This is a genomic window from Lysobacter enzymogenes (genome assembly GCF_017168095.1).
In the GTDB taxonomy this organism is placed as follows: domain Bacteria; phylum Pseudomonadota; class Gammaproteobacteria; order Xanthomonadales; family Xanthomonadaceae; genus Lysobacter; species Lysobacter enzymogenes_D.
The window spans coordinates 1-11,032 of record NZ_LXSD01000045.1; the positions used below are offsets into that span (position 1 = coordinate 1).

Consider the following 11,032-nt stretch of genomic DNA (forward strand, 5'->3'; position numbering starts at 1 on the left):
CCGCGCGGCGGCGGCCGTCCCGGCGGCGGCCGCGGCCCGCGCGGCTGATCGGCGTCAGCCAATGAGGTTCCGACGGAGGGCGCGCGAGCGCCCTTCGTCGTTTCCGCGGCGCAAATCTTCCGAATCTCTCCGCGCCCAGGCGCCTCGCCGCTGCGGCGGGCTCGCCAGGCCCGGGCGCTTGCGTGCAGCGCTTGCGCAACCTCGGCAAATTTACCGGCAACATCCGGCAAACGGCGCCCATCGCCTGCGCCGATGCGCCCCGGCGCGCAATCCGGCCAGCGACACCGCAGTGTTTCGCCACGGTCACTTGTGCATTGCACAATTCCTGCCATGTTCCACACGTCATTCCCGCAGGAGCGCCTGCCATGAACCTTGCCGTCTCCGTCGCGCCCGCCGCGGCCCTGTCCCTGCGCGACCGCGTCGACGACGCCCTCGACCGCGCCCTGGCCGAACGCCGCCTGGTCGGCGCTGTGGTGCTGGTCGCCCATGACGGCGAGGCGGTCTACCGCCGCGCCGCCGGCCAGGCCGACCGCGAGTCCGACCGCCTGATGCGCGAGGACGCGATCTTCCTGCTGGCCTCGGTGACCAAACCCATCGTCGCCGCGGCCGCGGTCGAGCTGGCCGAACGCGGCCGCCTCGACCTGGACGCGCCGGTGACCCGCTGGCTGCCGCAGTTCCGCCCGCGTCTGGCCGACGGCAGCGCGCCGGAGATCCGCCTGCGCCACCTGCTCGCCCACACCTCGGGCCTGAGCTACCGCTTCGGCGAGCCCGCCGGCAACGACTACGACACCTTCGATGTCTCCGACGGCTTCGACCAGCCGGGCCTGTCGATCGAGGAAAACCTGCGCCGTCTCGGCCAGACCCGGCTGCGCTTCGCGCCCGGCGCCGGCTTTCGCTATTCGCTCGGCCTGGACGTGCTCGGCGAGGCGATGGCGCGCGCTACCGATACGCCGCTGCCGCAGTTGATCGACGAGCTGATCCTGGCGCCGCTGGCGATGGCCGACACCGGCTTCCAGGTCGCCGACTACAAGCGCCTGGCCGCGCATTACGGCAACGGCGTCGCCGCCGACGGCTCGCTCCGGCCGCTGCGCATGCACGACGGCAGCGAGCTGCCGTTCTACGACGGCGTGCTGCGCTATGCGCCGGGCCGGATCGAAAAGGCCGGCTCCTATCCCTCCGGTGGCGCCGGCATGGCCGGCACCGCCGGCGACGTGCTGCGTCTGCTGGAAGCGTTGCGGCGCGGCGGCGACGGCGCGCTCGCGCCGGCCAGCGTGGCGACCTTGCTGCAACTGCATACGCCGTTGCAGACGGTCGAAGGCCTGGATCCGGGCTGGGGCTACGGCTACGGCGCCGCCGTGCTGGTCGACCCGGTCGCCGCGGCCACCCCGCAATCGCGCGGCACCCTGGCCTGGGGCGGCGTGTACGGGCATTCGTGGTTCCTCGACCCGCAGCGCGGGCTGAGCGTGGTCGCGCTGACCAATACGGCGCTGGAAGGCATGGACGGGCAGTTCGTGCGCGAACTGCGCGATGCGGTGTATGCGGGGCTGGATGGCGGGTGAGCGACGGCGCGGAGCCTGACCTTCGCGCGCGAGCTTCAGCTGGAGTCGTGCGGGCGGCGTCGCGATAGGCGGCTTGCGACGCAGGTGCGGTGTCGCGGTCGCGGCTTGCGCCGCTCCTACAGCGGCTGCGTTGCGGCATCGCCGAGTGTGGGAACCGCGCTGACTGCGGCGGCGATAGGCGGCTTGCGACGCAGGCGCGGGGTCGCGGTCGCGGCTTGCGCCGCTCCTACAGCGGCGGCGTTGCGGCATCGCCGACTGTAGGAGCGACGCGAGGCGCGACCGCGACGATCGGTCGACCGCGAAGGCCCGCAGCGCGAACCGCAACTACAGGCCCAATTCGCTCAGCCCCGGATGATCGTCCGGCCGCCGCCCGTGCGGCCAATGGAACTTGCGCTCGCTCTCGGCGATCGGCTTGTCGTTGATGCTGGCGATGCGCCGCGCCATGCGCCCGTCGTCGGCGAATTCCCAGTTCTCGTTGCCGTAGCTGCGGTACCACTGGCCCGAGTCGTCGCGCCATTCGTAGGCGAAGCGCACCGCGATGCGGTGGCCGTCGTGCGCCCACAGTTCCTTGATCAGGCGGTAGTCGAGTTCGCGGATCCACTTGCGCTGCAGGAACGCGACCACGTCCTGGCGCCCCTCGACGAACTCGGCGCGGTTGCGCCAGCGCGTGTCGGCGGTATAGGCCTGGGCGATGCGCTCGGGATCGCGGCTGTTCCAGGCGTCTTCGGCAAGGCGGACCTTGTGTGCGGCGGTGTCGCGGTCGAACGGGGGCAGCGGCGGGCGGGCGTCCATGGGCACTCCTGGTTGAGGTTGAATCCGATTGATGTAGACAGATCGGTCTACACACAACGCTACGCCGAGTAGACCGATCTGTCTACACCGCTGGCATGGGTAGACGAACCGGTCTACCATCGCGCCATGACCGGCAAGACCGCCCCGCCCCCGAGCGCGCGCGAGCGCATCCTGCAGACCGCGCACGACCTGTTCTATCTGGAAGGCGTGCGCGCCACCGGCGTCGACCGGGTCATCGCCGAATCCGGCGTGACCAAGGTGACGCTGTACCGGCACTACCCGAGCAAGAACGACCTGGTCCTGGCGTTCCTGGATTACCGCCACGAACGCTGGATGGCCTGGTTCGACGCAGCCCTGCGCCGCCACGGCGACGATGCCGCGGCGCTGGCGCCGGTCCTGCGCGAATGGTTCGCGCATCCGCAGTTCCGCGGCTGCGCCTTCGTCAACACCGTCGCCGAGCTCGGCCCCGCCCTGCCCGAGGCGGTCGACCGCGCGCGCGCGCACAAGCGCGCGATGCAGGCGCGCATCGCCGACCTGTTGCCCGACGCGCCCGCACGCGAGGCGCGCGCACGCGCGTTGGCGGTCGCGGTCGACGGCGCGATCGTGCGCGCGGCATGCGACGGCTCGCCGGACGATGCCTTGGCGGCGCTGCGCGCGATCGTGGAGGCATCCGTCGACGCACCCGTCAGCGCGCCGGCACCGAAACGCGCGCGCTGATCCGTCGCGCCGCGCGGACCGCGCGCACTCGCGACAGTCTGCCCTGAAGGCCCGCCGCCTCGCCTCCGCGCTGGCGTGCGCGAACGCGGATTTACGATCTTTTAGCGCTTGCGCCGACCGCGTAAGCGCTTTGCGCGTGACTCAGCCCGACACTTCACACAGGCCCCATACGCGCTTCGCCTTCGGCGGACACACTGCAGCGCACTCCCCAGCCGAGGTCCGCGCCATGCTTCCGAACTGCGAGCGTTTCGATTGCGATCTGGTCGTGGTCGGCGCCAGTTTCGCCGGCGCCGCCTGCGCGCTCGCGGCGGTGCGCGCCGGCCTGCGCGTGGTGGTGCTGGAGCGCAAGCGCGACCCCGGCGACAAGCTGCGCACCACCGGCATCGTGGTCAAGGAAGCGGCCGAGCACACCTGGCTCAGCCGCGCGCCGCAGAGCTGCACGCATCGGGTCGAACGGGTGCGGCTGTATTCGCCGAACCTGCGCAGCATGGCGTTGAGCGCGCCGGGCTACTACTTCCTCACCACCGACACGCCGCGACTGATGCGCTGGCTGGCGCAGGAGCTGCAGCGCCACGGCGTCGACCTGCGCCTGGGCGCCTCGTTCACCCAGGCCGAGCGCGAGGAAGATGGCTGGCGGATCGAAGGCGTCGGCCGCGCGCGCTTCCTGGTCGGCGCCGACGGCGCCAAGTCGCGCGTCGCCGAACGCACCGGGCTGGGCCGCACTCAGGAGTTCCTGTACGGCATCGAGTACGAGTTCCCCGGCGCGGCGCTGCCCGAATCCGGCGCCTTGCACTGCTTCGTCAGCAAGCGCTACGCGCCGGGCTACATCGGCTGGGTCGCGCAGAACCCGACCGGCGTGCAGGCCGGCCTGGCCTTGCGCCACGACGCCGAACGCGCGCGCGTGCCCGACATCGACGGCTTCCTGGCGCGCGTGCGCGGCGCGGTCGGCCTGCCCGAGGGCCTGCAGCCGGCGCATACCCGCGCCGGCCTGATTCCGTGCGGCGGCCCGGTGTTCCCGCTGGCGCGCAACGGCGCGATGCTGACCGGCGACGCCGCCGGCATCGTCTCGCCGGTCACCGCCGGCGGCATCCATTCGGCCTGGGCGCACGGCGAAACCCTGGGCCAGGCCATCGCCCTGCACGCGCGCGGCATCGGCCCGGCGCCGGAATCCATCGCCGAAGACGCGGCCCCGCGCTTCCGCCGCAAACGCGCGCTGCGCTGGGCGTTCGACCGCTTCCAGTTCGACTGGCCGTTCGACCTGCTGCTGAACTCCACGCCGCTGCGCTGGGCGGCCGAGCAGGTGTACTTCCACAAGCGCGGCGTCGGCGAGGACGAGATCGAAAGCGCGACGGCGCGCTCGCGGGCATCGGAGCATTACTGAGCTATAGCGGGTTCATCGGCACGGGCTCGGAGCACACGCGCCCTGCCCTGCAAACCGTCGCACCGGGCGAAGCCGAGATTGGCGTTGAACTCGCTGTCGCTACGCAAGCGATTGATCTTCGCTTGTTGTCGAGCGCCACTCACGGGCTCAAGTGAAGTTTGTCGCAGTTGCGTATTCGCGGTCGCGACTCGCGTCGCTCCTACAGCGGGACACCGGACTTGCCGCAGCCGCTGCAGGAGCGACGCGAGTCGCGACCGCGAACACGCAGCCATTGCGAAGATTTCATCGCAGTTGTGTCGACGCGCGAGCCGCGATCCATCGACTCGGCCAGTCCGTCGAAAGCCGAAGCGAGCCCGGCACGGGTTTTCCGCATCGCCTGCACGCGCTTACGCCAGCTCGAACCGATCCCCATCCAGCATCGCCGGAAACCGCTCGCGATGCGCCGCCAGCTCGGCCGCCTGCAAGGTCGTGGTGACCACCACTTCCTCGTCGGTGCATTCGCTGATCGGCTGGCCGAGGAAATCGATCACCGCGCTGTCGCCGGAATAATGCAGGCCGTTGCCGTCGTTGCCGACGCGGTTGAGCCCGGCGACGTAGCACAGGTTTTCGATCGCGCGCGCGCGCAGCAGGGTCTTCCACGGATACGCGCGCGCCGAAGGCCAGTTGGCCACGTACAGCAGCAGGTCGTAATCCAGCGCGCCGGGGCGCTCGACGTCGAAACGGTTGCGCGAGAACACCGGAAAACGCAGGTCGTAGCAGACCAGCGGACAGATCCGCCAGCCCTTCCACTCCACCGTCAGCCGCTCGCGCCCGGCCGCGTAGCGTTCGTGTTCCTTGGCGTAACGGAACAGGTGGCGCTTGTCGTAGGTCTGCAACGCGCCGTCGGGCGTGGCGAACAGCAGGCGGTTGAACACGCCCTCGTCGGTGCGCAGTTGCACGCTGCCGCAGACCGCGGCGCCGAGCCGGGCGGCCTGCTCGCGGATCCAGGCCACGGTCGGCCCGTCCATGGTCTCGGCGTTGCCGATGGCCTCGTTGCTGAAGCCGCTGGTGAAGGTCTCCGGCAGCAGCACCAGGTCGGTGATGCCCTGAGCCTGGCCGATCAGCTCGCCGTAGTAGTCACGGTTGCCGGCAGGGTCGTGCCAGCGGGTGGCGCCTTGGATCAGGGTGATGCGCAGATCGTTCATGAGGGTCGGTCGGATATGCGTGCAGTGCCCATTATGACCCGCCGCCGCGGACGCGGGGCGCGGCGCGGGTCGAAAAACCACGCCCGCGACGGCCTAGTCGCAAAACCCGTCGTCATAAGAAAACGCCTCGCGCCGGTCTTGCGCGGCGCCGCGCAGCCGCTCGCGCCGCGACGCGGCGACATAGCCGTCGCGACCGCTTTCAGTAGGGATAGCGAAAGCGCGGGGCCAGGCGCTCGCGCGCCGCAGGATCGAGGTCTGCGGGCACCGAGCCGGCCAGCGCCGGCCCCGCCGGCTTGCGAGCCGATCCGCGCGCCAGCGCGATGGTCTGCGCGTGATCGATCGCCTCGACCAGACGGCCGCGCCGGTAGATCAATTCGCAGACCTGCGCATACATCCAGAACGCGTTTCCATAGCGGCCGCCCAACGAGACATAGTAGTCCCGGGCCAGCAACAAGCCGCCGCTGAACGGGATCGAGAGTTCCAGCTCGCGATAAAGGCTGTTGCATCGATATCGGGAGCCCGGCACCGCCGATACGCCGTTGAACATGGGGCCCGACACGCGCCGCTGCAGCACGGGCAGCAAGCCCTCGACCCAGTGGTTGACGTGCAGTTCCTGCAGGCGCAGCCGCGGCTCGGCCGAAAACTCGGCGTACCAGCCGCGTTGGAGCGCGGTGCAGTTGCCGCGCGCCGCGAACCCGTGCCGATGCGGCTCGAACCCATCCTGCCCGTGCAGCGCGATCTGCTGCCACACGCGCCCCTGATACCGCACCGAGTTGAGCAGTTGCCTGGTCATCGCCCTTCCCCGCCATGGCCGCCAAACGAAAACGCCGCCGGAACATGGCGGCGTTTTCGCGGATGGCGACGTGCCGCCGCGATCAGCCGACCTTGATGTCGAGCATCGGCACCGTCACCTTCGGCAACAGGCGCTGGGTGAACATCTTGTCCTGGTAGTACTTGATCTTGTCGCACTTCACCGGATGCGGGATGCCCTCGTACAGGAACACCTCGTTGTCGAAGCCCATCGCCTTGAGCTCCTGCGGCAGCATCAGCGCGCGGCGCTCTTCGGATTCGCTGCGCGAGATGTCCTTGCCGCGGGTGACGTTGGTCTTGCGCACCGTGGTGTAGCCGAGCATCTCGGAGTAGTCGTTGGCGTCCTGCTGCTCGCGCGGGGCGTAGATGATCTGCAGCGCGTGGTTGGTGATGATCGTGCGCGAGACGTCCTTGCCGTAGGTCGCGTCGAGCTGCGACATGCTCTGGATGATCGGCAGCAGGCGGATGTTGTAGCCGGCCATGTACGACACCGCCGAGGCGATGATGTCGACCTTGCCGATGGAGGTGAACTCGTCCATCAGCAACAGGCACTGGTGCTTGAGCTCCTTGTTGTTCTGCGGCAGCTCGCGGGTGTTGAGGTTGATGATCTGGCTGAAGAACAGGTTCACGATCAGCCGGCTCTCGGCCAGCTTGTTCGGCTGGATGCCGACGTAGATCGTCATCTTCTTCTTGCGCAGGTCGGTCAGCAGGAAGTCGTCGGCCGCGGTGGCCGCGTCGAGCACCGGATTGATCCAGGGGTTCAGCGGTTCCTTGAACGTGCCCAGGATCGAGGCGAAGGTCTCGTCGGCCTGAGAGAGCATGTTGGCGAACGCCGACTTGGCGTTGGCGCTGAGGAACGGACGCTCCGACAGGCCCTTGAGGAAGGGCTTGAGCTCGCTCTTGCCGTCGCCGGAGGACAGCCGGTAGACCGCGCCGATGGTCGGCTGGGTCGCGAACGGGAAGCCGACCTTCTGCGCGTCGTCGTAGGCCTCGAACAAATACAGGGTGAAGGCCATGAACGCGTTGCGCGCCTGGCTGATCCAGAACTTCTGGTCGTCCGAGCCGTCCGGATACAGCATCGCGGCGATGCTCATCAGGTCCGAGACGCGGAACGCCGGGTCGCTGGACACGTAGGTCAGCGGGTTCCAGCGGTGGGTGCGGCGGTCTTCGGCGAAGGGGTTGAACAGGTAGATCTCCTGTCCCTGCCCCGAGCGCCAGCCGCTGGTGAGGTCGAAGTTTTCCTGCTTGATGTCCAGCACCACCATCGACCCCTGGTAGTTCAGCAGGTTCGGAATGACGATGCCCACGCCCTTGCCCGAGCGGGTCGGCGCGGCCAGGATCACGAACTGCTGGCCGCTGAGCTGGACCAGCTTGCCGTTGAACTTGCCGACCACGACCGAGGTCGGGGTCGACTTGAACATGTCCTTCTTGTCCAGGTCGCCGGCGGTGGCGAAGCGCGCGTCGCCGTGCATGGACTGCTTCTTGGGCTTGAAGATCAGGTACAGCAGGCCCAGGTACAGCAGCGTCGGGAAGCCGAAGCCGAGCAGGCCGCCGGCCTTGATCCGGCCCGCGTAGGGCTTGACCTGCGGCAGATCGATCGACTGGATGTACTGAAGATAGGTGTTCCAGGCCACCGGCACGTCGAGCTTGAGCAACAGCACCGTCATGTAGCCGGACAGATACAAACCCGCGAACGCGGTCACCAGCAGCGCCACGATGGCGCCAATCGCCTTCCCTTTCACGTTTTACTTCCTGCTTGATCCCCGAACCCGCTGTCGGTCAGCGTCGCTTCCGGCCTGTCCGGAGCCCGGAACGCTCCGCCGGGCGCGATTGCGCCATCATATCCGGCGAAAGGCTGCCTTTGGACAACAATTCCCGCAGGATCTCGTCGTCGAGCCAGCGCTGGGCGGCGCTCAGCGTCAGTTCCTGACGCATCTTGAGCCCGTCGGAGGACACCACCGCGTAGGCATAGACCTGGTGCTGGTCGAAATCGGCGTCGTGGGTCAGGGCGACGATCTGGAACTTGCCCTTGGTGCGGATGTGGTGCTGGAACTCGTTGGTCACGCTCATTCGGTCCTCCTGGGCCTGCTGCGCGCCGGCGGCGCGCTCAGTCGCGCTCGCGGGTCAGCGCGCGCGCCGCGGCCGACGGCTGCTGCCGCTGCTCGTCGCCGCGTTCGGGGTTGTTGCGGTCGCGCTCGTTCTCGCGCTGGGTTTCGCGCTCGCGTTCGGCCTGGCGCTGCTGCTCGCGCAGGTCGCGCTCGCGCACCTGCTGCGCCATCTGTTCGCTGCTGCGCTGCAGCGATTGCTGCGCCGCCTGTTCGGTCTCGACGTAGCAGATCCGCCGCGCCGGCGAATCGGCCTGTTCGACCGCGAACGCGCGCTTGCCGTCCTGGCTGAAGGCCACGCTGTCCACGCGCTGGCGCTCGCGGGTGGCTTCCAGCAACAAGGCTCCGGCGAGGTTGTCGCGCTCGCCCGGGCTGAACTGGCGCGCGGCCTCGCTGCGGTCCAGGCACACCCGCACATGGGCGAACTGCTCGTGCTGGGGATGGCTGGCGCTGCTGAGCAGGTTGCGCTGCTGCGCCCGGCGCACCTCGTCGAGGGTTTGCGAACCGGCTTCGGTGCCGGCCTGCAGCGTCTGTTCCTGCGATTGCGAATTCATCGTCGTCTCCTGGCCGGAGCGGGTCCGGTCGCGTTCCTTGGCCGCCGTACCACCGCAGCCTACCCCGTGCGGCCGGCCCGGTCGAACCGGAACGCCGTGCGGGCAAGCGGCAGCGGCAGGCTCGATCTCCCTAGCGATCGAGCCTGCCGTGCCTGCCCCGCCCTCGCGGACGAAGCCGGGACATCCCTGTCGCGAACCCCGCAGAGACTTCGATGCCGTCCCTGGCCTGCGGGGTTCCTCGATCGGCGCCGGTCCGCCGCCTCCACCGACGGCGCGGCGGCCGGTGCCGATCGAACTGCGGCGCCGCCGCGGCTTCCCTGCCGGCCGGCGCCTGCTTCCTGTAGCCGCGGCGCGTCCTGCGCCGCGGTTGCCATCGACCTCAGCCCAGGCTCATGCGCGGGGGCTGCTGTTGCTGGTTCTGCTGCTGGCTCTGCTGCTGCGTGGCCTGCTGCGCCGGCGCGTCCTGGGCCAGGCGCTGGCTCGACTGCTCCACGCTCTGGCTCACCGCCTGCTGGGTATTGGCGAACACGCGGTGGTGGGCCGGATCGTTCAAGCCGCCCTGGACCGCGAACACGCCGTTGCCGTTGACGTTCTGCACGACGTGGTCGATGCGGTTCATGCCGCTGACCGCCGCTTCGTAGGTCAAGGTCGCGGCGGCGCGCTCGCGGTCCTGCGCACTGCGGAAGCCGGCCTCGGGGCCGAGCCGCTCCAGCCCGGCCAGCGCCTGCCGGTACATGCCGTTGTTCGGATGGCCCGGATCGGAGATCAGCGCGCGGTCGCCGCCTTCGCGGCGCGGCGCGGCCTCGCCGAGCGCCTTGAGCGTGTCGCGTCCGGCGATGCCGTCCTCGTGCAGGCCGTTCTCGCGCTGGAAGCGCGCCACCGCCTGGCGGCTGCGTTCGCCGAAGTCGCCGTCGGCGGCCAGCGGCCGGCCCTGATCGTCGCGATAGCCCAGGCGGTTGAGGGTTTCCTGCAGCGCGCGCACCTCCTGTCCGCGCTCGCCCTGGCGCAGCACGCCGTCGGCGCCGGCCGCGGCCGGCGCGGCGGCGGCGCTGCGGCCGCCGTGTTCGCGCTGGTTCCAGAACGTTTCCGGATTGACGCTGTTGCCGTTCGCGTCCTTCATCTGATAGTGCACGTGCTGGGCGTATTGCGCCTCGCCGTTGGGGCCGCGCCCGCCCATCGTGCCGATCGGCGTGCCGGGTTCGACCCGCTGGCCGACCACCACCGACTGGCTCTGCGTGTGCAGCAGCTGGTGGCGGTTGCCTTCGCCGTCGACGATGGTGACGGTGCCGTAGCGGCCGCCGACGAATTCCACCGTGCCGGTGACCGGCGAGTGCAGGGTCGGATGGGTCAGGTTGACCCCGGCCTGGCCGCCGACGTAATTGAAATCCGAGCCGCCGTGCGGGCCGTTGCCGCGGTGTTCGCCGTAGTGGCCGGTGATGTGCGGCGAACGCCCCTGCTGCGGCGGCAGGATGGTGTTCATGACGTCTTGGTAGGACATGTCGGCTCCTGAAAATAAAGTCGTTCGCGCCCGCGCGGGCGGTTAAAGCGAATCGTCGCGCATGCGGTACAACGTCCAGCATTCGCCCTTGCGGAAGAAGAACGAGAGCTGGTAGTCGGTGTCGGGCTTGGCCAGCATCACTTGCTTGTCGCCGTTGAGTTCGGTCTGGCTCAGCACCAATCCCTCGGCCTGCTGTCTGGCGCGGCTGGCCATCAGCGGGAACTTGAGCGCGTCGCCGTCGAGCATCGCGGTCACCGGCTTGGGTTCCGGGTCGGCGTTCGCGTCGACGGTTTCGCTGCGCAACGGACGCTGGGTGAAGGCGCGCTGCACCTGGATGTCGTCGGCGAACGCGGCCAGGAACGCGTCGAAGTCCTGCGACGGGCACGCCGTCGCCGGCGTCGCCGCAGCGCCGGCGGCGGGCGCCGCGGCGGC

General features: G+C 69.5%; 11 protein-coding genes. 3 read left to right on the forward strand and 8 right to left on the reverse strand.

The window, feature by feature from the left end:
* Window positions 1–365: 365 nt before the first annotated feature.
* Window positions 366–1,559, forward strand: a complete 1,194-nt coding sequence (locus tag A7A76_RS01290; RefSeq protein ID WP_206409495.1) for a serine hydrolase domain-containing protein — start codon at window positions 366–368, stop codon at window positions 1,557–1,559.
* 324 nt (window positions 1,560–1,883) lie between these two features.
* Here the strand turns inward: A7A76_RS01290 and A7A76_RS01295 are convergent, their stop codons facing one another.
* Window positions 1,884–2,351, reverse strand: a complete 468-nt coding sequence (locus tag A7A76_RS01295) for a DUF1348 family protein (RefSeq protein ID WP_206409496.1) — start codon at window positions 2,349–2,351, stop codon at window positions 1,884–1,886.
* A 126-nt stretch (window positions 2,352–2,477) separates the two neighbouring features.
* Between A7A76_RS01295 and A7A76_RS01300 the strand changes: the two genes are divergently transcribed.
* Together A7A76_RS01300 and A7A76_RS01305 are read left to right on the forward strand one after the other, a co-directional pair.
* Window positions 2,478–3,068 (forward strand): TetR/AcrR family transcriptional regulator, encoded by a 591-nt coding sequence (locus A7A76_RS01300; protein WP_206409497.1) that lies wholly within the window; start codon window positions 2,478–2,480, stop codon window positions 3,066–3,068.
* 226 nt (window positions 3,069–3,294) lie between these two features.
* Window positions 3,295–4,449, forward strand: coding sequence for an NAD(P)/FAD-dependent oxidoreductase (locus A7A76_RS01305; protein ID WP_206409498.1), 1,155 nt, complete (start codon window positions 3,295–3,297; stop codon window positions 4,447–4,449).
* Window positions 4,450–4,835: 386 nt separating this feature from the next.
* On the opposite strand, the gene A7A76_RS01310 is transcribed toward A7A76_RS01305, so the two are convergent.
* The 7 genes from A7A76_RS01310 to A7A76_RS01340 all read right to left on the reverse strand — a co-directional run.
* A complete protein-coding gene (locus A7A76_RS01310; RefSeq protein WP_206409499.1) occupies window positions 4,836–5,633 on the reverse strand; it encodes an amidohydrolase in 798 nt (265 codons plus the stop codon).
* A gap of 199 nt (window positions 5,634–5,832) precedes the next feature.
* Complete coding sequence (locus A7A76_RS01315) at window positions 5,833–6,426, reverse strand: hypothetical protein (RefSeq protein ID WP_206409500.1); 594 nt, start codon at window positions 6,424–6,426, stop codon at window positions 5,833–5,835.
* Window positions 6,427–6,508: 82 nt separating this feature from the next.
* Window positions 6,509–8,185, reverse strand: a complete 1,677-nt coding sequence (locus tag A7A76_RS01320) for a type IV secretory system conjugative DNA transfer family protein (RefSeq protein WP_428995061.1) — start codon at window positions 8,183–8,185, stop codon at window positions 6,509–6,511.
* A 37-nt stretch (window positions 8,186–8,222) separates the two neighbouring features.
* Window positions 8,223–8,513 (reverse strand): hypothetical protein, encoded by a 291-nt coding sequence (locus A7A76_RS01325; RefSeq protein WP_074869708.1) that lies wholly within the window; start codon window positions 8,511–8,513, stop codon window positions 8,223–8,225.
* 37 nt (window positions 8,514–8,550) lie between these two features.
* The gene (locus tag A7A76_RS01330) at window positions 8,551–9,102 is read right to left on the reverse strand and encodes an XVIPCD domain-containing protein (RefSeq protein ID WP_206409501.1); all 552 of its coding nucleotides are present in this window, start codon (window positions 9,100–9,102) and stop codon (window positions 8,551–8,553) included.
* A 379-nt stretch (window positions 9,103–9,481) separates the two neighbouring features.
* Window positions 9,482–10,600, reverse strand: coding sequence for an XVIPCD domain-containing protein (locus tag A7A76_RS01335; RefSeq protein ID WP_206409502.1), 1,119 nt, complete (start codon window positions 10,598–10,600; stop codon window positions 9,482–9,484).
* A 42-nt stretch (window positions 10,601–10,642) separates the two neighbouring features.
* Window positions 10,643–11,032: hypothetical protein (locus tag A7A76_RS01340; protein WP_206409503.1), on the reverse strand; the 390-nt coding region annotated here is incomplete at its 5' end.

Bases quoted from the DNA above. Each gene is read 5' to 3' on its own strand.
- A7A76_RS01290 (WP_206409495.1), top strand. From the start codon at position 366: ATGAACCTTGCCGTCTCCGTCGCGCCCGCCGCGGCCCTGTCCCTGCGC.
- A7A76_RS01295 (WP_206409496.1), bottom strand. From the start codon at position 2,351: ATGGACGCCCGCCCGCCGCTGCCCCCGTTCGACCGCGACACCGCCGCA.
- A7A76_RS01300 (WP_206409497.1), top strand. From the start codon at position 2,478: ATGACCGGCAAGACCGCCCCGCCCCCGAGCGCGCGCGAGCGCATCCTG.
- A7A76_RS01305 (WP_206409498.1), top strand. From the start codon at position 3,295: ATGCTTCCGAACTGCGAGCGTTTCGATTGCGATCTGGTCGTGGTCGGC.
- A7A76_RS01310 (WP_206409499.1), bottom strand. From the start codon at position 5,633: ATGAACGATCTGCGCATCACCCTGATCCAAGGCGCCACCCGCTGGCAC.
- A7A76_RS01315 (WP_206409500.1), bottom strand. From the start codon at position 6,426: ATGACCAGGCAACTGCTCAACTCGGTGCGGTATCAGGGGCGCGTGTGG.
- A7A76_RS01325 (WP_074869708.1), bottom strand. From the start codon at position 8,513: ATGAGCGTGACCAACGAGTTCCAGCACCACATCCGCACCAAGGGCAAG.
- A7A76_RS01330 (WP_206409501.1), bottom strand. From the start codon at position 9,102: ATGAATTCGCAATCGCAGGAACAGACGCTGCAGGCCGGCACCGAAGCC.
- A7A76_RS01335 (WP_206409502.1), bottom strand. From the start codon at position 10,600: ATGTCCTACCAAGACGTCATGAACACCATCCTGCCGCCGCAGCAGGGG.